A 26,841-nucleotide genomic window follows, 5' to 3' on the forward strand; every position below is an offset into this window, starting at 1 on the left:
CAACACCTTGTTGGGTCGGGGAGGGAGACCAAAACGACGCAAAGCGCACGTCCGCTTATACTCCATGCGGGAACAGGTTGGGATAAGTTAAGCGTAAAGAATAAGCAAAGATTTGCTAAGTGTGCGTTACCAGAGCGTGATCATGGCGGGAACGATATGGCTTAAAACCCAGCGAACTTCGATGAGTATCGCGATAAGCGAGACTAGAACAACGCTTCCATTTAAAATCATTTCAGATTTGGCGTTACAACACTGGCCAGCGATCGGCGACGCGCTCAACGACGCGGGCGACAAAGGCGACAAGTTCGGCGCCCATCTCCGGCGAGAAGCCATCGAAATCATTCGAGCCGAAAGCGACCAGGCCGGGCCGGCCTTCACGCCACAAGGCGATGCGCAGGACGGCGGCTGACTTAACGCGGCGGACATCGTCGTCGAACAGGACGCGGCAAACGCCATCCGGACCTAGCAGGCTTAACCCCTGTTCGCCGATAATGTAATCGACGCCGCCGTCATCGAGCGTCTTCCAGCCCAGCGGCACCGGGCCGGTATTTTCGAGCGCGATAGACGCTGCGACCAGACCGAAACGGTTGCGCGCCTCTTCGTGCAGGCGGCGCGCCAGGTCGGAGTGGTTGCGCGCTTCCATCAGGCTGAGGCAGAGCGCGTGCGTCTGGCCCTGGGCGTCGAAATTGGCCTTGGCGGTGGCTTCCAGCTGGCGGCGGACGTCGAAGTCCTTGAGTGCGCGCTGTTCCAGCTTGGCCAGGGCGGCCGGTCCGAAATCGATGAGGTGGCGCGACTTGGGTTGAAGCCCCAAGGCTTCGAGCAGGGCCTTGTCGCGCAGGATGGCGTCGGCGTGCGCGACCATGTGGCGGCGGACTGCCTGCCAGTCGTCAAGATCGAGCGTCGGACTGCCGGTTTCGGTGTTCATCGCTGCCGCCATAAGAAAGTTGCCCAGAACTCTAGCCCGGCATCCTGCATCTGTGAAGCGCTTTTGCGGGTGACCTGTGTCGATTCATGCTAGAGGTGAGGGGATGAGTCCCGACGCGCCCCAACTGAGTTTACTTGTTAACCAAAGCCTTAGGGTGGCAAAGGTTGTGGTGCTGGCGCCGATGGACGCAGCGCTCGATTATCTGGTCCCGGAAGGTATGGATATTGCGCCCGGCGACCACGTCCAGGTGCCGCTGGGCCACGCCAGGGTGCGGGGGCTGGTCATCGGTTTCGAGGCTGCGCCGGACGCGGATCTGAAGCTTAAGGCCATCCAGCAGAGGCTCGATGATCCGCCGGTGCCAGAGGCATCCCTGACCTTCTGGCTATGGGCGGCACAGTGGACCCTGACGCCGCCCGGCGTCTTTCTCGTTGGCTGCCTGCGGGCCCTGCGCGCCACCAAGGGCCAGGTGCGGATGGGTTATATCCGCAGTGACCAGGCGCCTGCGCGTATGACAAAGGCGCGCGAACGCGTGCTGGAAACGGCCCTGCTGCCCATGGGCTTGAGCGAACTGGCGTTTGCCGCAGGGGTGTCACCTGGTGTGGTGACGGGATTGGAGAAGGATGGCGCGCTGCTAAAAGTAGAGATGCGCGACGAAGACCCGCCGCAGCCCAATCCGGACCTTGCGCCGGCTAACTTAAGCGAAGGCCAGGCGGCGGCGCATAGTCTTTTGCGCGACGAGCAGCACAAGGGAGCATTCGCGCCCATCTTGCTCGATGGCGTGACAGGTTCGGGCAAGACCGAGGTCTATCTGGAGACGGTTGCCGATGTGCTGCGCGATGATCCCGATGCGCAGGTCCTGATCCTGCTGCCGGAAATCGCCCTGACCCAGGCAGTCATGGGGCGGTTGAAGGCGCGTTTCGGTGTCGAGGTGGCCCAGTGGCACGCCAATATCTCCAATGGCTCGCGCCGGCGCATCTGGGAGGGCGTAGCGGCAAGCAAGGTCCGGCTGGTGGTGGGCGCGCGCTCGGCGCTGTTCCTGCCCTACCAACGGCTGGGCCTGATCGTCGTCGACGAGGAACACGACAGTTCCTACAAGCAGGAGGAGGGTGTGCGTTATCATGCCCGCGACCTGGCCGTGTTTCGCGCCCGTCTCGACAACGCCATGATCATCCTGGCTTCGGCGACGCCGTCGCTGGAGACCCTGACCAATGCCGAAAAGGGCCGCTACACCTGGATAAGGCTGGAGCAGCGCCACGGCACGGCGCAACTGCCCGACATTTCGTTGATCGACATGAAGGCCCATGCGCCGGACAAGGGGCGCTGGTTGTCCGATCCGCTGGTCGGCGCCATATTGGCGACGCTGAAACGCGGCGAACAGGTCATGCTGTTCCTCAACCGCCGCGGCTATGCGCCGCTCGTGCTGTGCAAGGCATGCGGCGAGAAGATGACCTCGCCCAAGACCGATTCGTGGCTGGTCGAACACCGGTCGTCAGGCCGTCTGGTCTGTCACCTGACCGGGTTTTCGATGAAGAAGCCGGCGCGCTGTCCGCACTGCGGCGCGCAGGACAGCCTGATCTCGGTCGGGCCTGGTGTCGAGCGTATCCTCGAAGAGGTTCAGGAACGCTTTCCCGAGGCGCGCTCCGAAGTCTTCAGTTCGGACACCACGCCGGATGCGGCGACCTCGGCCAACCTGGTGCGCCGCATCGAAGACCACGAGATCGATATCGTCATCGCCACCCAGGCTGCGGCCAAGGGGCACAACTTTCCGAACCTGACCCTGGTCGGCATTGTTGACGCCGACCTGGGCCTGAAGGGCGGCGACCTGCGCGCGGCGGAGCGGACCTTCCAGTTGCTGGCCCAGGCGACCGGCCGGGCAGGGCGCAAGGTTAAGCCGGGGCGGGCGGTTATCCAAACCTATTCGCCCGAGCACCCGGTCATGCAGGCTTTGGCGCGGCAGGATCGCGAGGCCTTCTATGCCTACGAATCGATGTCACGCGAAATGGCGAAATTCCCACCGTTCGGACGGCTAGGGGCCGTGATCCTGCAGGCGCGCGACCAGGCGCTACTCAACCGGTTTGCGCGCGAACTGGCCCTGTTCATCCCGAACAGTGAAGGCATCGACGTCTATGGGCCGGCCGATGCCCCGCTGGCCCTGGTGCGCGGGCAATGGCGCAAGCGCTTCCTGGTGCGCGCCGACCGCAACCGCGACCTCCAGGCGTTTCTCAATCACTGGCTGGGCGCGATCAAACGTCCCAATGCCATCCGCATGATCATCGATATCGACCCGTATAGCTTTCTGTGATATACCAATTCTTGGTAACGGAGCGCGATCATGGGAAAGAATACGTCCTTCGTGTTGGGCGATCATTTCGTCAGCTTTATTGATACTCAGGTCGCGGAAGGGCGCTATAGCTCGGCCAGCGATGTCGTGCGGGCGGGTTTGCGTTTGCTGGAAGCGGAAGAAGCTAAGTTGGCGGCCTTGCGCGCCGCCCTGATTGCTGGCGAAGAAAGCGGACCTGGTGAAGAGTTTGATATTGATCAGTTTCTGGCTGAGATGAACGCGGAGTACGCGGCCTTGCCGGAATGAGCCGCTTTATTCTCAGGCCATTAGCGCGCAAGGATTTAAGAGCGATCTGGCGTTACAGCGTGGAAAACTGGGGCACAGCAAAAGCCGACTCTTATCTCCGCGACATCAATCAGTTCATCGCGCGCACTTCGGACAGGCCGGATTTGGGAAAATCCTGCGACCATATCCGGACGGGATATTTCAAAGCCAATATCGGCTCCCATGTTGTCTTCTTCACGCATCTGCCGGACGGCATAATGGTAGAGCGCATCCTCCACCAATCGATGGATTTCACACGCCACCTTTAGGCCCGCATATCGAGGAACATGCCCGTCTCCGGTGCATCCTTCTTCAGGTCGCGCTCCATGTCGGCCATGGCCTTGCGCAACTCCTTCAGTTCCTTATCCATATCCTCGAAGACCTTATCGGTGTCTTCGTCGGGCTTTTGCGCCGCCTTCTGAATACGCGCCGGCGCAAGCATCTTTTCGTCGATGTGCTTCAGGATCGCTTTCAGTTCCTTCAGGAACTCCATGCCGTCTTCGCCGAGCGACTTGCGCATGGAGCCCATCAGTTCGTCGTTCGTGACGGTATTGGCTGTGGTCTCAGCGGCCTTGACGTCGCCCTCGGGCTTGGCTGGATCAACGCCTGTGGTCATGGGCGGCACGACCGATGCGGCGGCGGATGCAACCGCGTCCATCTGCGCCTTGCCAGCTTCCTTGAACTCCTTGAGCGCGGCCTTCAATTCCTTGAAGACCTGCATCATGGCGCGCGCCATTTCCTTGGCATTGCCAGAAAACAACTTCTTGAGGATCTTAAGCTTCTCGACGATGGCTTTGAGCTTTTCGCGGGCGCGCGTCTTGGCCTCGTTCTGGACGCGCATTTCTGGCGTATCCATAGCTTTCGACGTCTTTTCCTGCAATTCCTTGCGGTGATCGTCGGCCTTTTTCAAAAGCTGGTATTTTTCGTTGGACATGCCGCGCGCAAGCGGACGCTCCACCACCTTGGCGGCGGGGTTGGGCGCTTCCGGGAATGGCGGAGCTGAGGGCCGGCGCACGAATGCGCTGGCGATATAACCGTTGTCTACGTACATGTCCTTCGCCTTCTGCGAAACGGCATGAGTTTGACACGACAGGCTTAAAACGACGTTATCACGTCGTCATTTTCCAGAGATCAGGGTAGTCGGCGACAAACCCGCCTTCCGAAAACACCAGGGTTGCCTGATATTCCGGCGCCTCATAGGCGTAGGTCAGATCGTCCGTGCGCCGGTAGTATTGCCACAGGCGGACCAGTCCGGCCTGATCGGCATCCATCCAGGCAACGTGCAATTCGGCGGCTTGACCGACGGCAAGATCAAGCCGTTTGACCTGGGCGAGATTGGTCGCCGGGGTAAAACCGAAGTCGACGTCCTTGAGCGCGTCGATCCCGGGCACGGCCACATCATCGATAAACCAGCCATTGTCGCGGCGTATATGACGGATCGTGCCCTCGCGGTTGACCGTGGCGGATCGCGTCGACCAATCGGCTGCGTAATCAACCGTGTAGTCAATGGACACGGAAACGCCCGCTTCGATGAAGCGGGCGCTACCTTCAAGACGATATCCGTCAGTTGTGGCGAACAGGCGGCAATGGTCCGTGCCGGGCGTATCCAGCCGGGTCCATGCCGCCGAGATATCCATCAGTGCAGCCGCGTCTTTGCGTCCGACTTGGCCTTGGCGTTGCGTGACAGCATGTTCAGGCCTTCGACCAGGGCCGAGAAGGCCATGGCGGCGTAGATATAGCCCTTGGGGACGTGGACACCGAAGCCGTCGGCGATCAGCACGGTGCCGATCATCAGCAGGAAGCCGAGCGCCAGCATGACGACGGTCGGGTTCTTTTCGATGAAGTTGGCCAGCGGATCCGAGGCCAGCAGCATGACCAGGACGGCGATGATAACGGCGGTCATCATGACCGGGATGTGGTCGGTCATGCCGACGGCCGTCAGGATCGAATCGATCGAGAAGACGAGGTCGAGCAGGATGATCTGGACGATGGCAGCGCCGGCATTGCTGATGACGGCATTCTTGGCGTCCATGACGTCGTGCGTCGGGGCGGTGTCGACCGTGTGGTGGATTTCCTTGGTCGCCTTCCACACCAGGAACAGGCCGCCGGCGATCAGGATCAGGTCCTTCCACGAGAAGGAGGTTTCGAACATCGGCTCACCGTGTTCGCCGATCGGGCCGGTGAGGCCCAGGTTGAACACCTCGGCCTTCAGGCCGATGATCCAGCCGATGGTCAGAAGCAGGCCCAGGCGCATGACCAGGGCCAGGCCGATGCCGATACGGCGGGTTCTCTGGCGATCCTTCTCCGGCAGCTTGTTGGACAGAATGGAGATGAAGACCAGGTTGTCGATGCCCAGCACGACTTCCATCACCACCAGGGTAATGAGCGCCGCCCATACGCCGGGATCTGCGAGCAGGGCTGTTATAGCTTCCATGTAATAAGTCTCATCTGTTTGATTGCTTCGCCAATACATATAAGAATCGCCTTAAATCTCAAGGCATGGCGTCAAAAGATATTTTGCCGCACGCGAGGGATATTTTGTCGCACCCAGCTGTTGCTGAATCTTCATAAAGCCCGGGCTTCGTCGGTTGCGGTGCCGAAATCCCTATGCTAAGGAGCCCGCGCTTTGAGGCACTTGTAGCGCATGATGTGCGCTCGCGACCTCATGTCCGGCGTGTTTTTCGCGCCAACAGACACTATAAATGCCAATCTGGACGTGCACGTGAACGAACAATTTCGAGAAACGGAAGCCGGCGACCGTTACGCCAAGGCCGCTTTTGAACTGGCCCAGGACCAGAAGGTTCTTGATGCCGTCTACGGCGACCTGGCCAAGGTCAAGGACCTCCTGCTGAACAGCGCCGAGCTGCGCAACTTCGTTTCGTCCTACGTCTACACCTCGGACGTCAAGCTGAAGGGCCTCCTGGCCGTTACTGACGGGCTGAAGCTGAACGCCCTGACCAAGAAGATCTTCGGTGTCCTGGCGGCCAATCGCCGTGTCGATCAGCTGTTCCCGTTCCTTAATGCTTTCAACAAGCTTTACGACGCCCAGAAGGGTATCGTGAACGCCGAAGTCGTCAGCGCCGTGCCGCTGACCGACGCGCAGCTTTCCGCGCTGAAGGATCAGCTGGGCAAGACGCTTGGCCAATCGGCCTCGATCGCCACCTCGGTCGATCCGGCCATCCTCGGCGGCCTCAAAGTTCGCGTAGGCTCGCGTCTGTTCGACGCCTCGCTCAAGACCAAACTCGATTCCCTTAAATTCGCCCTGAAGAGAGCGTAACACTCATGGATATTCGCGCTGCCGAAATCTCGGCCATTCTCAAGCAACAAATCGCTGGTTTCGGTGAGGAAGCTGACGTTTCGGACGTCGGTCAGGTCCTGTCGGTCGGCGACGGTATCGCCCGTGTCTACGGCCTCGACAAGGTCCAGGCCGGTGAAATGGTGCTGTTCCCGAAGGCCGGCGTGAAGGGCATGGCCCTGAACCTGGAAAAGGACAATGTCGGCGTCGTTATCTTCGGCGAAGACCGCGAAATCCGCGAAGGCGACGAAGTCCGCCGCCTCGGCGAAATCGTGGACGTGCCGGTCGGCAAGGGCCTGCTGGGCCGCGTCGTCAACCCGCTGGGTGAGCCGATCGACGGCAAGGGCCCGATCGTCTCGGAAGAGCGCCGCCGCGTCGACGTCAAGGCGCCGGGCATCATCCCGCGCAAGTCGGTGCATGAGCCCGTGCAGACCGGTATCAAGGCCATCGACACCCTGATCCCCGTTGGCCGTGGCCAGCGCGAACTGGTCATCGGCGACCGTCAGACCGGCAAGACCGCCGTCTGCATCGACGCCATCCTCAACCAGAAGGCCGTCAACGCCGGCACCGACGAAAAGGCGAAGCTGTACTGCATCTACGTCGCCATCGGCCAGAAGCGTTCGACCGTCGCCCAGATCGTCAAGTCGCTGGAAGAAAACGGCGCGCTGGACTACACGATCGTCGTGTCGGCCACCGCTTCGGAACCGGCCCCGCTGCAATACCTGGCCCCGTTCGCGGGCTGCGCCATGGGCGAATGGTTCCGTGACAACGGCATGCACGCCCTGATCATCTATGACGACCTGTCCAAGCAAGCCGTCGCCTACCGTCAGATGTCGCTGCTGCTGCGCCGTCCGCCCGGCCGTGAAGCCTATCCGGGCGACGTCTTCTACCTGCACTCGCGCCTGCTGGAACGCGCCGCGAAGCTGAACGAAGACAATGGCGCCGGTTCCATGACCGCCCTGCCGGTCATCGAAACCCAGGCCAACGACGTTTCGGCCTACATCCCGACCAACGTGATCTCGATTACCGACGGCCAGATCTTCCTGGAAACCGACCTGTTCTATCAGGGCATCCGTCCGGCCGTGAACGTCGGTCTGTCGGTGTCGCGCGTCGGATCGTCGGCCCAGATCAAGGCGATGAAGCAGGTTGCCGGCGCCATCAAGGGCGACCTGGCCCAGTATCGCGAAATGGCCGCCTTCGCCAAGTTCGGTTCGGACCTCGACGCGGCTACCCAGCGCCTGCTGGCCCGTGGGGCCCGTCTGACGGAACTGCTGAAGCAGCCGCAATATTCGCCGCTGAAGGTCGAAGAGCAAGTCGCGGTCATCTACGCCGGTACGCGTGGTTACCTCGACAAGGTCGCCGTCTCGGACGTCGGCCGCTACGAGAAGGACCTGCTTTCGCTGCTGCGCACGCGTCACGTCGACCTGCTCAGCGCCATCCGCGACCAGAAGGCCCTGTCGGCCGATCTCGAAGACAAGCTGAAGTCGATCATCACCGATTTCACCGCCAGCTTCGCCTAAGGCCTAAAAGGAACCTCGCTTCATGCCCAGCTTGAAGGACATGCGCAATCAGATCGGAAGCGTGAAAGCCACGCAGAAGATCACGAAAGCGATGCAGATGGTGGCCGCGGCCAAGCTCAAGCGCGCAACGGACGCGGCGGAAAACGCCCGTCCGTACGCCAAGCGCATGGCTTCGGTGATCGCCAGCCTGGCCAGCCGCATTTCGGGCGGTGACGCTCCGAAGATGCTGGCCGGTACCGGCTCGCAAACCAATCAACTGGTTGTCGTTGCGACGGCGGACCGCGGTCTGGCCGGTGGTTTCAACACCGCCATCGTCCGCGCCGCCCGCGAATTCATCGACGCCCAGATCGCCCAGGGCCGCAACGTCCGCATCATCACAATCGGCCGCAAGGGTCGCGATCAGCTGAAGCGCCTGTATGCCGACCGTATCGTCGAGTCCCACGACCTGTCGGGCACAAAGGTGCTGACGCTGGACGTCGTTGCGCCGATCTCGGAACAGATCACGGCCGAATTCAATGAAGGCCGCGCCGATGTGGTCACTCTGTTCTACTCGCAGTTCAAATCGGTCATCAGCCAGATCCCGGCGTCCAAGCGCCTGATCCCGGCCGAAATCGACGCGACCGCGGAGGCGGGCAAGAGCGAAGCCGTCTACGAATACGAGCCCAGCGAGGAGGAAATCCTTGAAGTGCTGTTGCCGCGCAACCTGTCGGTACAGCTTCTGTCGGCCCTGTTCGAAAACAATGCCGGCTTCTACGCCGCTCAGATGAGCGCGATGGATAACGCCACGCGCAACGCCGGCGAAATGATCAAGGCCCTGCAGCTGAAGTACAACCGCTCGCGTCAGGCCCAGATCACCAAGGAACTGATCGAAATTATCTCGGGCGCTGAAGCCCTCTAGGAACTAAACCATGACCGCCCACCAGACGATCACGGCCAACAAGGGCCGCATCTCGCAGATCATCGGCGCCGTTGTCGACGTCGAATTCGACGGCGCGCTTCCGGCCATCCTGAACGCGTTAGAAACCACCAACACCGCTTCGGGCGCACGTCTCGTGCTCGAAGTCGCCCAGCACCTGGGTGAAAGCACTGTCCGCACCATCGCCATGGACGCGACCGAAGGTCTGGTCCGCGGCCAGGAAGTCGCCGACCTGGGTGGTCCGATCACCGTGCCGGTCGGTCCGGCGACGCTCGGCCGCATCATGAACGTCATCGGCGAGCCGATCGACGAAGCCGGTCCGATCGATACTCAGTTCTTCAACCCGATCCACGCCGATGCCCCGGCCTTCGCCGACCAGGCGACGGCAGCCGAGCTGCTGGTCACGGGCATCAAGGTCGTCGACCTGATCTGCCCTTACGCCAAGGGCGGCAAGATCGGCCTGTTCGGCGGCGCCGGCGTCGGCAAGACCGTTACCATCCAGGAACTGATCAACAACATCGCCAAGGCCTACGGCGGCTATTCGGTGTTCGCCGGCGTCGGTGAACGTACCCGCGAAGGCAACGACCTGTATCACGAAATGATCGAGTCGAACGTGAACCAGCACGGCGGCGGCGGTACCTCGCGCTGCACCCTGGTTTACGGCCAGATGAACGAGCCTCCCGGCGCCCGCGCCCGCGTCGCCCTGACCGGCCTGGCCCAGGCCGAGTACTTCCGCGACGTCGAAGGCAAGGACGTTCTGTTCTTCGTCGACAACATCTTCCGCTTTACACAGGCCGGTTCTGAAGTGTCGGCTCTGCTGGGCCGTATTCCTTCGGCCGTGGGGTATCAGCCGACGCTGGCGACCGAAATGGGCCGTCTGCAAGAGCGCATCACCTCGACCAACAAGGGCTCGATCACCTCGGTTCAGGCCGTTTACGTTCCGGCCGACGACTTGACCGACCCGGCGCCGGCCACCTCGTTCGCCCACCTGGACGCCACGACCGTTCTGTCGCGTTCGATCGCCGAACAGGGCATCTATCCGGCCGTTGATCCGCTCGACTCGACCTCGCGTATCCTGGATCCGCGCATCGTCGGCGAAGAGCACTACACGGTCGCCACGCGCGTTCAGGAAATCCTGCAGCAGTACAAGGCGCTGAAGGACATCATCGCCATCCTGGGCATGGACGAACTGTCGGAAGAAGACAAACTGACGGTCGCCCGCGCCCGTAAGATCCAGCGCTTCATGTCGCAGCCCTTCCACGTCGCCGAAATCTTCACGGGTACGCCGGGCGTGCTGATGTCGATCGAAGACACGATCAAGGGTTTCAAGGGCATCGCCAACGGTGACTACGACCATCTGCCGGAAGCCGCCTTCTACATGGTCGGCACCATCGAGGACGCCATTGCCAAGGCCGAGCGCCTGGCCGGCGAAGGCAAGTAATCATGGCTGAGAAGCTCCACGTCTCGCTGGTTACGCCGGAAGCCGAGCTGTTCTCGGGCGACGTCGATCAGGTCGTCGCTCCGGGCGTTGAAGGCCAGTTCGGCGTTCTGGCGCGCCACGCGCCGTTCATGACCATCCTGGCCGAAGGCGAGGTCATTGTCATGAACGACGGGACGACTCGTGTCTTCCAGGTGCGCGGCGGCTTTGCCGACGTCAACGCCGAGGGCATGACGATCCTGGCGGAGCATGCCAGCGAGTACCTCGAAAGCGTGCACTAAAACTTACGGGGTTTGGGGCCTGCGGCCCCAAGTCTTCCCTGATCCAAAAAGAAAGCCTCGCCCTTTTGGGGACGAGGCTTTCTTTTTGGAATAGAAAAGGTTTGTGGGGCCGCAGGCCCCAAACCCCATTAGTTTTCAGTTCATACTTCGCGCAGCGGCTGGAAGCCGCCATAGATCATGCGCTTGCCGTCGAACGGCATTTCCATCTTCGCCATTTCCGGATCGCTCATCATCTTCTGATTGGCAGCGTCGCGCGTCGCCTTGTCCGGCCATTCGACCCACGAAAAGACGACGACCTCGCCTTCCTCGAGCTTCACGGCCATCGGGAAGGACGTCAGCTTGCCATCCGGCACGTCATCGCCCCAGCATTCCACGATCTTGATCGCTCCCAGGCCTTTGCAGTAATCCGCATAGCCTTTCGACATTTCCACATACTTGTCTTTGTTGGCCGCCGGCACTGCCGCGACAAATCCGTCGATATACATGATTGGCTCCTTGGGTGAGGTTGGGGGTGAGGTGGGCGCCCACACCTATCCGTCACACCATGTCAGGAAAAGTCAGCATTGCCCGCTTAGCAGACACAACAGCGTTACCCGTGAATGACCGCGCCGAACTCCGCGATCACCTGGCGATAGCTGTCGCGCTTGAAATGGACGACGCGATCGATCACGCTGTCCAGCGAGCACCACTCCCAGCGCGAAAACTCCTGCTCGTGATGGGCGGCCAGATCGATTTCGCTGTCGTCGCCGGTAAAGCGCATGGCGTACCACACCTGCTTCTGGCCGACGAAGTTGCGGCCGATGCGGCCCTGTGCCAGCACCTCGGGCGGGAAGTCGTAATAGATCCAGTCCACTGTTCGCGCCGCGATTTCGACCGAGCGGATGCCGGTTTCCTCATAGAGCTCTCGCAGGGCGGCGGCTTCCAGGTCCTCGCCTTCATCGACTCCGCCTTGCGGAAATTGCCAGCTGTGGTCACCGGTCATGCCGAAACGGTGACCCAGCCAGACCTTGCCCTCGCCATTGAAGACGACGATGCCAACATTGGGGCGGTAATTCTTGGGCGCTTCAGTCATCTCTTAGTGCTTGAGCAGGGCAGAAGCCGGGGCAAGTTGCAGACCGCGGCCGTCCAGTTCCTGCGTCCACTTCAGCGCCACCGCCAGTGTCACCGGATAGGCGAAGCCGGTGCCGAGTGCAGCGCCACGCGACTTGGCCTGCTGCTCAAGCCCCATAAGCTGGGCGCTGATGGCTGTCGCGTTGATCTGGCTGTCGACAACCCGGTCAGCCGAAGCCCGGCCCCATGCGCCGCCTGTACCGCGCAATTGGCCGTCGTCGATAAAGGCAACGCCGCGCGCTTCCAGGTTCTGCATGAAGGTGCCGAGCCCCGCCTTGTCCTTGAAGAAGGCGCCGCCCTGATAGTTCGACAGGGCGAAATAGCCACTGGCGCGGCTCATTACCCAGTTCATGCGCGCCATCAGGTCTTCCATGCGGCTGTTGGCCATCAGGGTTTGCGGGCCCGTGTCATTGTCGGGATAGTTGGTCGGCTGCATCGGCACTTCGACAATGACCTCATGGCCATTGGCGCGCGCCAGGTCGATCCAGCCCTGCAGGCCGGGTGTGTAGGGCACGAAGGACAGCGTGACTTGTGGCGGCAGGCTCTCGATGGCTTCGCGCGTCGTCGTTGGGTTGAGACCCAGGCCGCCGACGATCAGCGATACCATCGGCCGGCCGTCGCTCTTGAACGGACGGGCATAGGCCGACGATACGGTCATGCCATTGCTGGCGATGATCGGCATTGGGCCACCGGGGCTCTGCTGGAACAGGCCGGCGATCGGTGTCTGGGGCAAAGGCGTGACGCCGGGCTTGGGCGCCTTGATCGCCTTTTCGGCCAGGTCGCCGGGAAGCGTAATGACGGCGGGGCCGTCGGCCGGCGTCGCGTAGCCATTGGCGAAGGCGTCCGCGCCGGCTTCGGGGAACATGCCCATGGCGTCGAGCGTAAAGGCCTGTTCGGGCTCGGAATTGTAGGTGTTGACGTGCGCCGAGGTCGCCTTTTCGCGGTCAAGCTTGATGCGCACTGACGGCGAGGCGGCGTCCGGATCGCCGGCCAGGGTCAGGAAGGCGACCAGGCACAGGGCAAACGCCCCCAGCGCCGTCAGCGGCGCGACATAAGGCTTCTTGAACAGCTCGACCGTCTTGTCCAGCGCCGCGCGCGGATCGAACTTCGCCGCCGCTTTGAACGTGCTGGCGCTGGGGAAGGACGGGAGTTTGGGCTTGGCGAACATGACGGGATTCCTCATCCGCAATGTGCCGGAATTCGGTTAACAAAGACTAACAATGTGCCTGTCGTTACCGCCTTGCCGGCAGGAAGCGGCTGTTGCGCAGCAGCGCCGCCGAGACCAGCGACACCAATATGCCAACCGGGAAGATTTCCGCGAAAGTCATCGGCAGGCGCCACAACGGATTGGCGTAGTTGGTGCGAAAGGCCTCCATTTCAGCGGTGAACCTGGCAAGCTCGGCGCCGCCAATGCCCTTGGCCTTTTGGGCCTCGATCAGTTCGCGGCTGTAATCGCCGGCGAAATCGATGCCGCTGACGGCCTGCGCCGCTTCCCAGGTCAGCACATAGAGGATACCGGCGACGATGCTGATCCCCAGGCCCAGACCGAAGGCCGGCCAGAATTTTATGACGCCACCCAGCTCCGCGTCGCGGTGACGCTTGACGGCGATAAAGACCGTGCTGAGCGCCACCAGCATGGTCGTGTAACCGATGACCATGCCCCACGGCGCCGGCGGATGGCCCTTGAGGCTTACAGTCATGAGGAACATCGGCAGGCCGACGATGATGCCGGCGATGGCGCCGTAGGACAGGATTTTCTTGAGCATGATGAGCCTCCACAAATGGAATGAGGCCTGCATTAGCGATCGGAATGCGGGGGCAGGACAATCGCCCAAAAGGGTGATTGGGACGAAATCAGGATAAAATACCAAGCTCCCTTGCCCGGTTGACCGCATCGGTGCGGCGTTTGGCCTCAAGCTTTTCGTACAGGCGCGCGACGTGGGTCTTGACCGTGTCGGGTGAGATCGCCAGGCGGCGGGCGATCTCCTTGTTGGAATGGCCGGCGGCGATTTCCTGCAGGACGGTCAGTTCGCGCGGGCTGATGCCCAGTGTCGCCAGCGCCTTCGGATTGCCATCGAATGGCGCGGGCCGGTCGTGGCGGATGACGCGCACGCCGATATAGATGCCAAGCGCCAGAAAGGCGGCGGCGATGAGAAAGATGTAAATCTCGATCGGATGGACGCGCGTCAGATAGCGGTAATCCAGCCACTGCAAGGCCAGGGTGCCCGCCGCAAGGAGTCCGCCATAGATGATGATCCGCTTCCACATGGCTTTAGAAAACAACAAGGGCGCGGATCGATCAAGACCCGCGCCCTTAATGATCGCTGTGCGAAGCGATCAGTTCTTCGAAGTGCTGGACGACGAAGATGACGACGCTGGAGAAGCGTCTTTCGGCTTGGCCTCGCCCGTAGCGCCGGCCTTGGTCAGGTTCTCGAAGCGCTTGCCCGGCTTGTCGACCAGGTCGGCATCGGCCAGGGCCTGGCCGCGCGGATGCGCCGCGGCGATCTTGACGTCGCCACCATAGCCCAGGACGTCGAGGCCGCGTGTCAGGATGAAGTCGCCGGTCTTGGTGTCGAAACTGTCCGGCGGCACTTCCTGGACGGTGTGCGACGCGCGGCGGGCCTTGCCTTCGTCGGAGTCCAGCGCGTTAGAGTAGGCCGCTTCCGAATACTGCATGGCCGCCGTGGCGATGTACTTGGCCTGCTCCTTGGAGGCCGCGACTTCCAGGTCGGGCTCTATGCCGGTCTTCTGGATCGAGCGGCCCGACGGCGTGTAATAGCGCGCGGTCGTCAGCTTCACGGCGCGGTTCTCACCCAGCGGAATGACGCTCTGGACCGAACCCTTGCCGAAGGTCGTCAGGCCGACGATCGAGGCGCGGTGATGGTCCTGAAGCGCACCGGCGACGATTTCCGCTGCCGAGGCCGAGCCGGGATTGGTCAGGACGACCATGGGCATGCCCTTCAGCATGTCGCCCTTTTTGGCCTGGTAGCGGATGATGTCCTTGGGATCGCGGCCGCGCTGAGACACAATCTCGCCGCCGTCGATGAACAGGTCGGCAACGCCGACCGACTGATCGAGCAGGCCGCCCGGATTGTTGCGCAGGTCGAGGACCAGGCCCTTCATGTTCTTGTTCTCGGCCATCAGCTTGGCCAGGGCGTCACGCGTGTCGTTAGCCGTCGTTTCCGAGAAGCTGGCGATGCGCAAATAGCCGAAATTGCCTTCCATGCGGGCGCGGACCGAACGGACCTTGATGATTTCGCGCGTCAGGGTGACGTCGAAGGGTTCGTCCTTGCCGGCGCGGACCACAGTAAGCGTCACCTTGGTGTCCGGATCGCCCTTCATCTTGGTGACGGCATCGTTAAGACGCATGCCCAGGATGCTGGTGCCATTGATGGCGGTAATGTAGTCGCCCGACTGGAGGCCGGCCTTCTGGGCAGGGGTTTCATCGATCGGCGTCACGATCTTGACCGCACCGTCCTCGCTTTGGACTTCCAGGCCGATGCCGCCGTAATTGCCGCGCGTCTTTTCCTGCAGTTCCTTGTAGTCCTCGTCCGACAGGTAGTTGGAGTGCGGATCGAGACTGGCCAGCATGCCTTCCAGCGCCGACTGGATCAGCTTCTTGCTGTCGGTCTTGACGACATAGTCCTGCTGGACGATGGCCATCACATTGCCGAACAGCTCAAGTTGCCGATAGGTGTCGGAACGGGGCGAAAAGACCGGCTGGTTGGCATAAGCCACGGCGCCGATGCTGAGAGCCAGGGCGGCGACGCCACCCAGAACGTAATTCTTCATGCGATCCTCAGGGGACGGGGTACTCAACTTAACTTCTCATATAAGAGTGTGAGTGTGGCGTAAACGGGGCGGGTCGGCCTGTGAATAAAATCTCTGCAAGTGTTAGCGCGAAGACACTTGCAGCGGCGTCAGGGGATTGACCGGCGTTTCCCCATGCCTCAGCTCCATATAGAGGGTGACCTTGCGTTCCGAAAGGTTCGGCATGCGGCCGATCGGTTCATGGCGCCGGAGCGTCTGGCCCTTGTCGACAAACACCCTGCCGATACCGGTCAGGACGACGTGGTAATTGTTGCCGGCATTCAGGATCACCACCTGGCCGTAGGATTCGACCGGGCCGGCGAACTCGACCTCGCCTTCGATCGGCGCGGTCACCTGCGCGCCCGGCTGGACCGAGAAACGCACGCCGCGTTCGGGGCGGCCGCCCTCTGATTGGCTCCCCAAAACCTGGCCGAAGTCGGAGACCTTGTCGCCGACGACCGGTTGCTGCAACTGGTTCGGCGCCTTCTGACCGATGCCGAGGAGGCCGCGCAGCGGAAGTTCGCCGCGCATGCGGTTTTCCTGCGTCTTCAACTCCTCGGCGCGGGCTTCCAGCTTGTCGGCCTGGCTCAGCAACTGGTCTTCCAGGGCCAGCTTCTGGCTGATCAGGGCCTCGATCTCAGAGCGCTGCCGTGACACGTCGCTTTCGGCGACGAATAGCGATTCGTTCTGCAGGGCGGCTTGGCGGCGCAGCCGGACCAGCTCGGCGTTCTGGGCCGCCAGGGCCCTGGTGCGCTTTTGCAGCTCCGGCGTGATTTCGCGCATGATGATGGCGGCGACGACCGCGTCATTGGCGCGGCGGGTCGAGATGAAGATGGCCGGCGGGGGGTTGCGCGTATAGATTTGCAGGGCCGACAGCAGTCGCGCCTCCTTGGCGCGCATCGCCGTCAGCTTGCGCGTGATGTCGGCTTCCTGAAGATTCAGCGTTTCGAGCCGGGCGCGGAAGACCGCCGAGCGCGTCTCGGAAGCGCCCTGGCGGCGCGAAATGTCGATGATGCGCTGCCTCAGGTCCTCGATTTCGCGGCCAATCTGGCGGGCGGTCTGGCGCGTGGCGTCGCGTTTGCGCGTATTGGCGCGAACCTCCGCCGACAGCCTTTCCAGCTCTTCCTGCTCCTGCACGCTCAGGGCGCGCGTCCGTTGCTGGGCATCGCCCTGCGCGACCGTTCCCAGCAGGAACAGGCAGGTGACGGTCAGGAACAAGGCGTGGGCGCGCTTCATGGTTACGAACCTATTGTATGCCGCATTAACCTTCAATAAACGCTGGCCAATCTTCACAGCAAGTTTGCCTTGCTTCGGTCGCGTTTTCGGCGTTCTCTCCGCTCCCGAACACTGACGATTCTCACGATGCCAATGGACAGCCTGCGTCAGGCGCTGTTTCGCGCCCTAGCCAAATCCCACCTGCCGATGCTGCGCTCCGCGCTGGGATTGGGCGTGTCCCTGGCCTATGAGCCAGGCGATCCCGCGCCGGTTTTTCATGCGGCTTTAAGCGGGCCGTTCGCCGACCTGGGCGTGCTGCAAACGCTCGAAGCCTCGGGCGCCGATCCCGCCACCTGTAACGCCTATGACGGCACATCGCCTCTGCACCTGGCGATTGCTACGCCCGATGAACGCGTCCTCAGCTGGTTTCTGGGCCAGGGGCTGGACGCCAATGTCCGCACCCATTCAGGCGAGACACCCCTGATGCGCGCCGCCAGCGTCACGAAGGACGAGGATTGCGACCCGGCCGCCGGCGAGTGGGCGGTGCGCGATGCGCGCGCGCTGGTCGCGGCGGGCGTCGATGTCAACCTGACCGATGCTGCCGGCCGTTCGGCCCTGCACCATGCCTGCGAAGCCGGGGCGGGGGATGTGGCGGCCCTACTGGTGATGGCCGGGGCGGATCTTAGTCTGGCAGACAGCAATGATGACACGGCGCTGCACCTGGCCGTCAGTGGCGGCCATGACGGCATAGTCCGCCTGCTGCTTGAAAACGGCGCGGATCCGTTGACGATCAATGCCCTGGGCTTCAGTGGTCTCCACATCCTGGCCGAGTATGCCAGCCTCGACATGACGCCGGCGCACCTGCGCATCGCCGACGCCCTGATCCAGGCCGGCGCCGACCTGATGCAGCACGACAATCGCGGCTTCACGCCGTTGGTCGCGGCGGCCGCCAGCGGCAATATTCCGATCGCGGCGGTGTTCGTGGCGCGCCACGCCGACGTCAGCGCCGAAGAGGGCGCGGCCCTGCGCCAGGCCGTGACCTTTGAAGACGACGACATGACCGACCTTCTGATCAAGGCGGGCGCTGGCGTCGACCAGCCATCCTTCCCCGACCAGGACCAGCCGCTGCATACGGCGGCCCAGGAAGGCTTCGTTCACGGGGTGAAGGTCCTGCTCGACAAGGGCGCGGACATCGAAGCGCGCAATATCGACGGCGAGACGCCGCTACTGGTGGCGGCGCGCTGCCGCAAGTATGAGGTGGTGTCGCTGCTGCTGGCGCGTGGCGCCTCGGTGGCCGCAGAGGACCACTATGGCGTCACGCCTTTGGTGTCGGCTGAGCAAAGGCGCGACCAGGTCCTGCTGCGCCTGTTGGCGCCGGTCGAAGCGTTGCATTAATCCCGATGATACGGCAGGCCGGCCAATATGGTCACGGCGCGGTACATCTGTTCGGCCAGCATGACGCGCACAAGTGCGTGCGGCCAGGTCTGCGGCCCGAAGGCCAGCGAAAAGGCGGCTGAGTTGCGCAGGTCCGCATCAAGCCCGTCAGCGCCGCCGATCAGGAAGACGACGCGCCGTTCGCCGCGATCCTTGTATTTCTCAATGCGTTGCGCGATGGCGCGCGAGGTCAGTTGCTCGCCGCGCTCGTCGCAGGCGATCAGGATACCGCCCTCGGCCAGGGCTGCCCGGATGGCTTCGGCTTCGGCGGCCTTCAACTGCGCTGAGGTGAGATTTTTGGCCTTCTTCGCTTCGACCTCGATCAGGTCGGCGGGACCCAGGCCCAATGAGCGGCCGGTCTGCGTGGCGCGGCTCAAGTAATCGCGCGCCATGGCGTTTTCAGTGGTCGCGCCGAGCTTGCCGACGGCGCACAGGGTCAGCTTCATATCAGTTTTTCAAAACCGTCCGGTAAAGGCTGCGCAGCAACTGCGTACGGCCTTCCGTCATTTCGACCTTGCAGCGCAAGGGTTCGGCGACCGCGAGCGTCCCGCCCTCGTAGAAACTCTCAACGGCTTTACAGGTCAGGTTCATTTCCTTGAGCCAAAAGTCGTGGGCGGAATCGAAGGTCTTGGAGGCCGCAGCATCGGGGTCGAACTTGCCCTTCAGAATGATCTCGGCGATCGTGGCTTCCAAAGATGCCGTGGCGGCGTCGAGACGCGCGCTGTAACACGCCGCCGCATGCTGGCTGTTGCTGAAGCCGGCGCATTGGGTGGGAAGCTTAATGGCCTTGATCGGCCGCTGGGCGGACAGGGCAGGGGCGGCCAGACACAGGGACAGGCCTGCCGTAAGCATTGCCAGCTGTTTCACGAAGCTTCCCCCTTGATGGATGTCAGGACAGGCTGTGGTCCGAAGGCGACAGCGACCAGATCTTTTCGATATTGTAAAAGGCGCGGACTTCCGGACGGAAGACGTGGACAACGACGTCACCCACGTCGATCAGCACCCAGTCGCAGGCCGGCAGGCCTTCGACCTTGGCCTTGCCATAGCCGGCTTCCTTGAGGGCGCGCAGCACGTGGTCGGCCAGAGCGCCGACGTGGCGGTGCGAGCGCCCCGATGCGATGATCAGGGTGTCGGCGACCGATGACTTGCCTTTGAGGTCGATGCAGACAATGTCCTGCGCCTTGTCGTCGTCGAGACGGTTGACGATCAGCGTTTCCAGCGACATGTCGGAATTCTGGCCTGTGGCCTCCCCTTCGGCCAGCGTGCTCAGAGTGGTGGTCTCAAGCGATTGAGACTCGATAACGGGCTTTTGCGCATCATGCGCGGGTTGAAGAGACAGGGTCAGGGTTCCTTTTACGACTGTACCGGCAATAACCGTATCACAAACTTGGTTCCCGGTCATCCCTCGTTCAAGGCTGCGGCTTCACATTTAAGTTCTGCAAGCGTTTGTGAACGCCTAGAGTCTTGAATCGCCGCCGGAATTATTTCAATGGCGTGCGGCGTTGCGCGCGGATCGCCGTCGATGAATGACCGTGCAGCGGGCCCTTTATGTAGCTCCAGGCCGGCGCCTGGCGATAGGGCAGGATATGGCCGGCCCGTTCGGGATGGCGGTAGTGGGCGAAGCGTTTGGCGGCCGGCGACAGGCGGGCCTTCATCAGCGCGCCGGGACGCGAGACGACGACGACCGGCACCATGTGCATGATCTGCACCCATCCCCGCCAGCGGTGAAAGCTGGCCAGCGAGTCCCCGCCCATGATCCAGACGAAATGAACGCCGGGATAGCGCGTTTTCAGGGCGCGCAGGGTGTCGAGCGTATAGGTCGCGCCGATCCGGGTTTCGAAGTCCGAAATGACGTCGTTCGGTCCGATAAAGGGCCTGAGTTCTTCGATGCGTTCACTGAGCGGCGCGGTGTCATGACGACTTTTCAGCGGGTTCTGCGGCGAGACCAGCCATATGACCTTGTCGAGCCCCAAGCGCGCGCGCGCCGTATCGGCGACGTGGCGGTGGCCCTCATGCGCCGGGTTGAACGAGCCGCCGAACAGCCCGACCGTCATGCCGCGTTCCAGATGTGGTCCGCTGCGCAGGGCAGAGCCCATGGCGGGCGACATCGGAGCGGGGCCGGCAAACCACATCAGCGGATCATTTGTCCCACGGGTCGTAAGGCGCCGAGACCTCGGCCTCGTCGTCCTTATTTTCCGGCCTGTTGCCCTGGATGGTTTCAAGCGCGGCGAACAAAAGCTCGCGCACACCTTCGCCGGTGACGCCCGATATCATGTGCGGTGTCTGCCCCGAAGCGCGTTTGATCTTCTGCTTCAGAGACTTGCGCGTATCGGCGTCGATCGAATCGACCTTGTTGATCGCGACGATTTCCGGCCGTTCCGCCAGGTCCGCGGCATAGGCCTCCAGTTCGCGGCGGATGATCTTGTAGGCCTCGACCGGGTTATCCTGGGTGCCGTCGACCAAGTGGATCAGCACCTTGGTGCGTTCGACGTGGCCCAGGAACTTGGTGCCGAGACCGGCGCCTTCCGACGCGCCTTCGATCAGGCCGGGGATATCGGCCAGGACGAAGCGCTGGTCAGGCCCTAAGTCGATCACGCCGAGATTGGGGACCAGCGTCGTGAAGGGATAGTCGGCGATCTTGGGCTTGGCCGCGCTGGAGGCCGCCAGGAAGGTCGACTTGCCGGCATTGGGCAGGCCGAGAAGTCCGGCATCGGCGATGAGTTTCAGGCGCAGCCACAGCCACTTTTCCTCGCCTTCCTGGCCGGGCAGGGCGAAGGTCGGCGCCTGGTTGATCGGGCCCTTGAAGCGGGTATTGCCCCAGCCGCCATTGCCGCCCTTGGCCAGCAGGTGGCGTTTGCCGGGTTCGTCCAGGTCGACGATGAGGGTTTCGAAATCTTCTTCGAAGACTTCGGTGCCGACCGGGACTTTCAGGACGACGTCCTCGGAATTGGCGCCGTGCATCTGGCGGCCTTTGCCGTGCTCGCCGGTCTTCGCCTTGAAGTGCTGCTGATAGCGATAGTCGATCAGGGTGTTCAGGCCCTCGACCGCCTCGATCCAGACGTCGCCGCCCTTGCCGCCGTCACCGCCGTCGGGGCCACCGTTCGGGATAAACTTCTCCCGACGGAAGGAGACGCTGCCGCCTCCGCCGTTGCCGGAACGAATAAAAATCTTGCACTGATCGAGGAACTTCATCGGCGTTACTTGTACGAAAACGAGCACAAGATCAACGACCTTGTGCTCATGGGGAGAATAAGGAGGGTTAATGGCCCCCACCACCGCATCGCCTTCGCTATCGCTCAGTTGTGCGGTTCCCCTCCCCACTCGCTTCATTGCGCTGAAAGTCTGCGCCGCTCATGGGGAGGAATGATGAGAGCCAGTCGTCTATACAATTACCGGCGGACGGCACTGACGTTTACTTTTCTATACCTCCCTGCGCGCACCTCATTCGTAGTAACGAAATCGAATGCGTGTGGGGAGCAACCATGTGGATTAGGCGTCTTTGGTTATCCAAGGCGCTTGTCTTTTGAGGACAAGGTTGGCGGCTTCGATAAGCTTTCGCATGATGGCGACGATAGCGACCTTTTTGGGCTTTCCGGCATTGATGAGCTTTTCCGCGAAGACTTTGAGGGCGCCTTTTCGCTTCGCGGTGACGGCGGCGAGATAGACAAAGGTCCTTGGCCTTGCCCGTCCTCCGCTGATAAAGCGCATGCCTTTCATGGCGCCGGAATCGCGGTCGAAGGGCGCGACACCCAGCAGTGATGCCGCCTGACCAGGCTTGAGCGCGCCTAGCTCTGGCATGCGGACCACAAGAACCGCCGCCACAGTCTCTCCTATGCCGGGCAGGCTTTTCAGGAGGTCAAAGCGTGCGACGAGGTCGGGCCTTTGCCGAATGCGGCGTAGGACCATGGCCTTAAGGTTTTCCTTCTGCCGGCGGAGTTGATCGACCAGTTTGGCCTGGACCTCGCAGACCGCCTTCAGACGCTGATGTTCAGCAATGGTGCGGGTTTGCGCCAGCATATTGGTGACATGCTCGTACAGCGTCAGGATTTCCGCCATCTCGACTAGGTCCTTGTCCCGCCGGGCAACCATGCCTTCCCAATGCTTCGTCGCCTTGGCGATTATGCCGGCATCGATCTTGTCCGACTTGGCCCGCAGGCGGCGGAAGCGGGCAAAGGCCCGGATTTCCTGTGGCTGATGGACAATGACCTCATAGCCCTCAGCCTCCAGCGCTTCACGCACATCGCGTTCGTAGTTTCCGCTCGCCTCCATACCCACGCGCGTAACGCCGTGCGGCTTCAGCCAGGCTATCAGATCCAAAATCCCTGTCGCTGTATTGGCAAACCGCTGATGGACATCAACATCTGCCAAAGCTGCATCAAGCCATCCCTTGCCGATATCCAAACCGGCTACGACAATGCTATACTCACCCTGTTTCATGATCTCACCCTTGTGTCTTCGGGCCCTTACGCCCACGCAACCATCCGAGGCATGAAATCCAAAGGTGACCCAGCTCCCCAACAGCCCACGAAGCTCAGGGGAAAACGGTCCAGCCTTCAGATGGATTGGAGCGCTGCGAACGCTCCAATCCATCAAAACTCTAGCACCATTCCGACAAACAAGGGGGACCGCACGAGCCTGTGCTTGCACAGGCAAGATGCGGTGGTGGGGGCTATAGGGACCTCAGACGGTCAAACAGACCGCTACAGAATCCGGATCATGTGCAGGGCCTGATGTTCGCCATCACGCGCCCGCGACGTCTCCATCGTCTTGCGGCCGGTATAGAGGAAGTCGGCATTGACCAGCAGGCGCGCCGACGGCTCGTTGTCGGCAAAGTGCGCCGCATGGACGATGCGGTGCAGTTTGCGCTTCTTGACCCAGCGCAGCAGGCCGTCGATGGCCTCCAGCGCATAGCCGCGGCCCTGGTGCGCAGGAGCGATGAAGACGCTCAGGTTGGGGCCGAAGCTATGCATGCCCGGGGCCTTGCCGCAGGTCGACTTGGTCAGCGAGATCACACCGATCAACTGCTCGTCCTCAACGCGGACGGCCCAGTAGGTCAGTTTCGACGCCGCCATGTCGCTTAAGAGCCTTGCGGCTTCGTCGCGGCTGAGCGGGTGGGGGATGGCATGGGTCATGCGCGCGGCGTTTTTGTCGGCGAACACGGCCATGAAATTATCGATGTCGGCGGCTTTGAGCGGCGTCAGGCTGAGACGCGAGGTTTCGATGCTGATCTGCTCAGGCTTACCGATGGGTGGCTGCCGGTCAATGTCATGTCTGGTGATCATTGCTCATCTCCTTTGGCCTTTTACCGCGCCCTTATGCGGACGGGATGCGGCCTATTTAGGGTCGAACTGTGTCAGTTCGAGAGGGTGTGTCTCTGAGCGGGATCACTTTTTTGATTTCAGGTCTTTTTTCTGAAATCCAAACGCGAAAACGGGAGCCCGGTAGAATCCGGACTCCCGCTCAAATCTCGGTCCGGATCGGCTTAACTTTTCGTAAGCACGATCCGAAATGTCTGATCAGTGCTTATTCGGCGGCTTCAGCAGCCGGAACGATCGACACGTAACAACGGTTGTCGCGCTTCGTCGTGAACTTCACCGCGCCTGTCGCTGTGGCGAAAAGCGTGTGATCGCGGCCGAGGCCGACATTGGTGCCTGGCCAGAACTTGGTGCCGCGCTGGCGAACCAGGATGTTGCCGGCGAGAACGTTCTCACCGCCAAAACGCTTTACGCCGAGGCGCTTGGATTCTGAATCGCGGCCGTTACGCGACGAACCGCCAGATTTTTTGTGTGCCATGGGACTAGCTCCTCAAATCTCTACTTACGCTTCGTCAGCGGTGGTTTCGGTCTTCTTCTTCGGCGCGGCCTTCTTCTTGGGGGCCGCAGCCTCCTCAGCAGCGACCGGAGCCGTTTCGACGACCGGGGCTTCGACAGCGGCGGCAACGCCACGCGGCGCCAGGTTACGGGCGCGGGCGTTCAGTTCGGCCTTCGTCGTCAGCGAGACGGTGCCGTCCCAGTTCGACGTCTTGCCGGCGCCGGAGATGCCGGTGACGCGCAGGACGGTTTCGAACTGGCGGTGACCGGTCGTGCGGCGATAGCCCTGACGGCGGATCTTCTTGAAGATGCGGACCTTCTCGCCCTTGCGGGTTTCGATGAGGGTCGCGGTGACCGCGGCGCCGTCAACCAGAGGCGCGCCGACGACGTCGCCGAGCATCAGCACTTCGTTGAAGGTCACGGCAGCGCCGGGTTCGCCTTCGAGCTTTTCGACCTTGATCAGGTCGCCGGCGGCGACACGGTATTGCTTACCGCCTGTTTTGATGACCGCGTACATGGTCAAGTGCCTCATATATGGCGCAGGCGTTGTGAGCGATAGGCTCAACTGTCCGCGCGAGAAATGGAAAAACCGCCCCATGGACCGGGTAGGCCCTGGGCGAGAGGGCGCGACTTATACTCAGATGTCGCATAGAGTCAACGCCGGATACCCGAATTTCGTCAATTATTGTCAGGCCGTGCTCACGCCGGATGGCTGGACAGGACGGTCGCGACTTTCATCAGGAGATCGGCATTGGCGTACATGCGCTCATTGGCCAGCTTCAGCGCCTGGGCGATGCGATCGGCGGGGGCGGGGTGTGCGTCGTCCTTCAGCCACCGCTCAACCGAGCTTTCGGATACGCCGATGGCTTCGGAGACCTGTTTCGCCAGGCTTTTGCGCGGATCCGTGCGCCAGGCCAGGTCGGCCAGGCGGGCGAATTCAGCGGAGGTCAGCAGAAGGGGGCGATCTTTGGCGGGGAGGGTGGCAGTGTCGGACATAGGCTCTTACGCAAAACGATATTGTGCAGCGCAATATAACGCATGTTCGCCAAAAACTGAAGACCAATATGTGGCGTAGCGGCCGTTTTACACCCGGCGTCGTCACTTTGGCTTGATTTCATCCGACAAAGGCATACTTAGACCGGATATAAAGTAACAGCCCCGAACAGACTAAGAGATGACCATGGCCGACACCGCTGCCGTTTCCCAGAAGACCCCCGTCACCGTGCTTACCGGCTATCTCGGGGCCGGCAAGACGACGCTGCTGAACCGCATCCTTTCGGAAAACCACGGCCAGAAGTACGCGGTCATCGTCAATGAGTTCGGCGAAATCGGCATCGACAATGACCTGATCGTCGGCGCCGACGAAGAAGTGTTCGAGATGAACAATGGCTGCGTCTGCTGCACGGTGCGCGGCGACCTGATCCGCATCCTGTCGGGCCTGATGAAGCGCAAGGGCAAGTTCGACGCGATCATCGTCGAGACGACCGGCCTGGCCGATCCCGGCCCGGTGGCGCAGACCTTCTTCGTCGATGAAGAGATCAAGGCCAAGACCTATCTCGATTCGGTGACGGCCCTGGTCGACGCGCGCCACTTCGAACAGGCGCTGAAGGACGGCAAGGAGGCCAAGGAACAGGTCGCGTTCGCCGACCACATTATCCTCAATAAGACCGACCTGGTGACGCCGGAGAAGCTTGATGAGATCGAAGGCCGCCTGAAGGGGCTGAACCCGCTGGCCTCGATCCAGCGCGCCCAGCGTTCGGACGTGCCGATCAAGAGCCTGCTCAACCAGCATCGCTTCGACCTGGCCAAGATGGAGACGGTCGAAAACCACGCCCATAGCCATGATCATGACCACCATCATCACGATCATGATCACCACCATCACGATCACCATAACAACCCGGCCCACGGCGCGCCGGGTCATGTCCACGATGAGCACTGTGGTCACGACCATCATCACCATGGTCATCATCACCACAATCCGGCCCACGGCGAAGCCGGTCACGTCCATGACGAACATTGCAGCCACACCATCAACCCGATCCACGACGAAGAGATCAAGAGCGTGTCGCTTAGCTCCGATCGCCAGGTCGACGGCATGAAGTTCACCCAATGGCTGGACAAGCTGCTGGCGGAAAAAGGCCAGGACATCCTGCGTGCCAAGGGGATTCTCAACGTCAAGGGTGAAGAAAAGCGCCTCGTCTTCCAGGCCGTGCACATGATCCTCGAAGGTGAGTTGCAACAGGAGTGGCGCGAGGGGGAAAAGCGCGTGTCGCGCGCGGTATTTATCGGCCGTCACCTGGATGAGGCCGCCTTGCGCGCCGGTTTCGAGGCCAGCCTGGTTTGATTTCTTTCCTTCTCCCCGCGTGCGGGGAGAAGGTGGCTAAGCTTGCTTAGCCGGATGAGGGGCAAAAAAGGCTTTCCGAGACGCCGTCTCCGGTCTATTGCCCCTCACCCTAACCCTCTCCCCGCAAGCAGGGAG

31 protein-coding genes are annotated in these 26,841 nt (G+C 61.8%); 10 read left to right on the plus strand and 21 right to left on the minus strand.

All coding sequences use genetic code 11. The features are described from left to right. Positions 1-244 precede the first annotated feature (244 nt). A complete protein-coding gene (locus J2X24_RS13380; RefSeq protein WP_209722399.1) occupies positions 245-925 on the minus strand; it encodes a DUF484 family protein in 681 nt (226 codons plus the stop codon). Between the two features lie 103 nt (positions 926-1,028). Here J2X24_RS13380 and J2X24_RS13385 point away from each other — a divergent pair, with 103 nt between their 5' ends. Genes J2X24_RS13385 through J2X24_RS13395 form a run of 3 tightly spaced genes read left to right on the plus strand, consistent with a single transcriptional unit; the run spans position 1,029 to position 3,799 of the window. Beyond that, positions 1,029-3,227, plus strand: coding sequence for a primosomal protein N' (locus tag J2X24_RS13385; RefSeq protein ID WP_209722402.1), 2,199 nt, complete (start codon positions 1,029-1,031; stop codon positions 3,225-3,227). Between the two features lie 27 nt (positions 3,228-3,254). After that, a complete protein-coding gene (locus tag J2X24_RS13390) occupies positions 3,255-3,512 on the plus strand; it encodes a type II toxin-antitoxin system ParD family antitoxin (protein WP_310003854.1) in 258 nt (85 codons plus the stop codon). Next, positions 3,509-3,799 (plus strand): type II toxin-antitoxin system RelE/ParE family toxin, encoded by a 291-nt coding sequence (locus J2X24_RS13395; protein WP_209722408.1) that lies wholly within the window; start codon positions 3,509-3,511, stop codon positions 3,797-3,799. Before J2X24_RS13390 ends, J2X24_RS13395 begins: the two co-directional genes overlap by 4 nt. Here J2X24_RS13395 and J2X24_RS13400 read toward each other — a convergent pair. Genes J2X24_RS13400 through J2X24_RS13410 form a run of 3 tightly spaced genes read right to left on the minus strand, consistent with a single transcriptional unit; the run spans position 3,796 to position 5,964 of the window. Next, complete coding sequence (locus J2X24_RS13400) at positions 3,796-4,581, minus strand: hypothetical protein (protein WP_209722411.1); 786 nt, start codon at positions 4,579-4,581, stop codon at positions 3,796-3,798. The genes J2X24_RS13395 and J2X24_RS13400 overlap by 4 nt on opposite strands. A gap of 58 nt (positions 4,582-4,639) precedes the next feature. After that, on the minus strand, positions 4,640-5,167 hold the full coding sequence (locus J2X24_RS13405; protein WP_209722414.1) for a putative glycolipid-binding domain-containing protein: 528 nt from the start codon (positions 5,165-5,167) through the stop codon (positions 4,640-4,642). Next, a complete protein-coding gene (locus J2X24_RS13410; protein ID WP_209722417.1) occupies positions 5,167-5,964 on the minus strand; it encodes a TerC family protein in 798 nt (265 codons plus the stop codon). Before J2X24_RS13410 ends, J2X24_RS13405 begins: the two co-directional genes overlap by 1 nt. Positions 5,965-6,252: 288 nt before the next feature. On the opposite strand from J2X24_RS13410, the gene J2X24_RS13415 reads away from it, so the two are divergent. From J2X24_RS13415 to J2X24_RS13435, 5 genes are read left to right on the plus strand one after another with little or no spacing between them, the layout of a single operon-like run. Then, the gene (locus J2X24_RS13415) at positions 6,253-6,807 is read left to right on the plus strand and encodes a F0F1 ATP synthase subunit delta (protein WP_310003769.1); all 555 of its coding nucleotides are present in this window, start codon (positions 6,253-6,255) and stop codon (positions 6,805-6,807) included. 5 nt (positions 6,808-6,812) lie between these two features. Next, positions 6,813-8,345: a F0F1 ATP synthase subunit alpha gene (atpA, locus tag J2X24_RS13420; RefSeq protein ID WP_209722422.1), complete on the plus strand. Its 1,533-nt coding sequence runs from the start codon at positions 6,813-6,815 to the stop codon at positions 8,343-8,345. Between the two features lie 22 nt (positions 8,346-8,367). Next, on the plus strand, positions 8,368-9,243 hold the full coding sequence (locus J2X24_RS13425; protein ID WP_209722425.1) for a F0F1 ATP synthase subunit gamma: 876 nt from the start codon (positions 8,368-8,370) through the stop codon (positions 9,241-9,243). Positions 9,244-9,253: 10 nt separating this feature from the next. Continuing rightward, positions 9,254-10,702, plus strand: coding sequence for a F0F1 ATP synthase subunit beta (gene atpD / locus J2X24_RS13430; RefSeq protein WP_209722428.1), 1,449 nt, complete (start codon positions 9,254-9,256; stop codon positions 10,700-10,702). 2 nt (positions 10,703-10,704) lie between these two features. Beyond that, the gene (locus tag J2X24_RS13435; protein ID WP_209722430.1) at positions 10,705-10,980 is read left to right on the plus strand and encodes an ATP synthase F1 subunit epsilon; all 276 of its coding nucleotides are present in this window, start codon (positions 10,705-10,707) and stop codon (positions 10,978-10,980) included. A 140-nt stretch (positions 10,981-11,120) separates the two neighbouring features. Here the strand turns inward: J2X24_RS13435 and J2X24_RS13440 are convergent, their stop codons facing one another. The 7 genes from J2X24_RS13440 to J2X24_RS13470 form a co-directional block, all read right to left on the minus strand. Then, positions 11,121-11,465, minus strand: a complete 345-nt coding sequence (locus J2X24_RS13440) for a DUF1428 domain-containing protein (protein WP_245344682.1) — start codon at positions 11,463-11,465, stop codon at positions 11,121-11,123. A gap of 104 nt (positions 11,466-11,569) precedes the next feature. Next, positions 11,570-12,052, minus strand: coding sequence for an RNA pyrophosphohydrolase (locus J2X24_RS13445; RefSeq protein WP_209722434.1), 483 nt, complete (start codon positions 12,050-12,052; stop codon positions 11,570-11,572). A gap of 3 nt (positions 12,053-12,055) precedes the next feature. After that, the gene (locus tag J2X24_RS13450) at positions 12,056-13,258 is read right to left on the minus strand and encodes a divergent polysaccharide deacetylase family protein (RefSeq protein WP_209722437.1); all 1,203 of its coding nucleotides are present in this window, start codon (positions 13,256-13,258) and stop codon (positions 12,056-12,058) included. Positions 13,259-13,322: 64 nt separating this feature from the next. Beyond that, positions 13,323-13,856 carry a DUF4199 domain-containing protein gene (locus J2X24_RS13455; protein ID WP_209722440.1) on the minus strand — a complete coding sequence of 178 codons (534 nt, stop codon included), beginning with the start codon at positions 13,854-13,856 and terminating at the stop codon, positions 13,323-13,325. An 88-nt stretch (positions 13,857-13,944) separates the two neighbouring features. After that, positions 13,945-14,376: a helix-turn-helix transcriptional regulator gene (locus J2X24_RS22760; RefSeq protein WP_281064955.1), complete on the minus strand. Its 432-nt coding sequence runs from the start codon at positions 14,374-14,376 to the stop codon at positions 13,945-13,947. A 51-nt stretch (positions 14,377-14,427) separates the two neighbouring features. After that, on the minus strand, positions 14,428-15,882 hold the full coding sequence (locus J2X24_RS13465) for a S41 family peptidase (protein WP_209722443.1): 1,455 nt from the start codon (positions 15,880-15,882) through the stop codon (positions 14,428-14,430). A 102-nt stretch (positions 15,883-15,984) separates the two neighbouring features. After that, positions 15,985-17,136 carry a murein hydrolase activator EnvC family protein gene (locus J2X24_RS13470; RefSeq protein ID WP_209722445.1) on the minus strand — a complete coding sequence of 384 codons (1,152 nt, stop codon included), beginning with the start codon at positions 17,134-17,136 and terminating at the stop codon, positions 15,985-15,987. Between the two features lie 132 nt (positions 17,137-17,268). Between J2X24_RS13470 and J2X24_RS13475 the strand changes: the two genes are divergently transcribed. Next, on the plus strand, positions 17,269-18,510 hold the full coding sequence (locus J2X24_RS13475; RefSeq protein WP_209722449.1) for an ankyrin repeat domain-containing protein: 1,242 nt from the start codon (positions 17,269-17,271) through the stop codon (positions 18,508-18,510). Here J2X24_RS13475 and rlmH read toward each other — a convergent pair. From rlmH to J2X24_RS13525, 10 genes are all read right to left on the minus strand, one after another. Next, on the minus strand, positions 18,507-18,995 hold the full coding sequence (rlmH, locus tag J2X24_RS13480; RefSeq protein WP_209722452.1) for a 23S rRNA (pseudouridine(1915)-N(3))-methyltransferase RlmH: 489 nt from the start codon (positions 18,993-18,995) through the stop codon (positions 18,507-18,509). The genes J2X24_RS13475 and rlmH overlap by 4 nt on opposite strands. Before the next feature lies 1 nt (position 18,996). Continuing rightward, complete coding sequence (locus J2X24_RS13485) at positions 18,997-19,416, minus strand: lysozyme inhibitor LprI family protein (RefSeq protein WP_209722454.1); 420 nt, start codon at positions 19,414-19,416, stop codon at positions 18,997-18,999. 22 nt (positions 19,417-19,438) lie between these two features. Further along, positions 19,439-19,951 (minus strand): ribosome silencing factor, encoded by a 513-nt coding sequence (gene rsfS, locus J2X24_RS13490; RefSeq protein WP_245344683.1) that lies wholly within the window; start codon positions 19,949-19,951, stop codon positions 19,439-19,441. A 79-nt stretch (positions 19,952-20,030) separates the two neighbouring features. After that, positions 20,031-20,681, minus strand: a complete 651-nt coding sequence (locus tag J2X24_RS13495; protein ID WP_209722457.1) for a nicotinate-nucleotide adenylyltransferase — start codon at positions 20,679-20,681, stop codon at positions 20,031-20,033. Positions 20,682-20,688: 7 nt separating this feature from the next. Further along, entirely contained in the window at positions 20,689-21,741 is a 1,053-nt protein-coding gene (obgE, locus tag J2X24_RS13500; protein ID WP_209722460.1) for a GTPase ObgE, read from the minus strand. 297 nt (positions 21,742-22,038) lie between these two features. Next, entirely contained in the window at positions 22,039-22,986 is a 948-nt protein-coding gene (locus tag J2X24_RS13505) for an IS110 family transposase (RefSeq protein WP_209722462.1), read from the minus strand. Positions 22,987-23,249: 263 nt separating this feature from the next. Continuing rightward, complete coding sequence (locus J2X24_RS13510) at positions 23,250-23,831, minus strand: GNAT family N-acetyltransferase (protein ID WP_209722465.1); 582 nt, start codon at positions 23,829-23,831, stop codon at positions 23,250-23,252. 241 nt (positions 23,832-24,072) lie between these two features. Then, a complete protein-coding gene (gene rpmA / locus J2X24_RS13515) occupies positions 24,073-24,342 on the minus strand; it encodes a 50S ribosomal protein L27 (protein WP_209722468.1) in 270 nt (89 codons plus the stop codon). A gap of 24 nt (positions 24,343-24,366) precedes the next feature. Next, positions 24,367-24,876, minus strand: a complete 510-nt coding sequence (rplU, locus tag J2X24_RS13520) for a 50S ribosomal protein L21 (protein ID WP_209722471.1) — start codon at positions 24,874-24,876, stop codon at positions 24,367-24,369. A gap of 182 nt (positions 24,877-25,058) precedes the next feature. Continuing rightward, positions 25,059-25,355, minus strand: coding sequence for a helix-turn-helix domain-containing protein (locus tag J2X24_RS13525; RefSeq protein WP_209722474.1), 297 nt, complete (start codon positions 25,353-25,355; stop codon positions 25,059-25,061). 184 nt (positions 25,356-25,539) lie between these two features. Between J2X24_RS13525 and J2X24_RS13530 the strand changes: the two genes are divergently transcribed. Further along, the gene (locus tag J2X24_RS13530; RefSeq protein WP_209722477.1) at positions 25,540-26,706 is read left to right on the plus strand and encodes a CobW family GTP-binding protein; all 1,167 of its coding nucleotides are present in this window, start codon (positions 25,540-25,542) and stop codon (positions 26,704-26,706) included. Positions 26,707-26,841 lie beyond the last annotated feature (135 nt).

The organism is Asticcacaulis solisilvae (assembly GCF_017875235.1).
GTDB classification, from domain to species: Bacteria; Pseudomonadota; Alphaproteobacteria; order Caulobacterales; family Caulobacteraceae; genus Asticcacaulis; species Asticcacaulis solisilvae_A.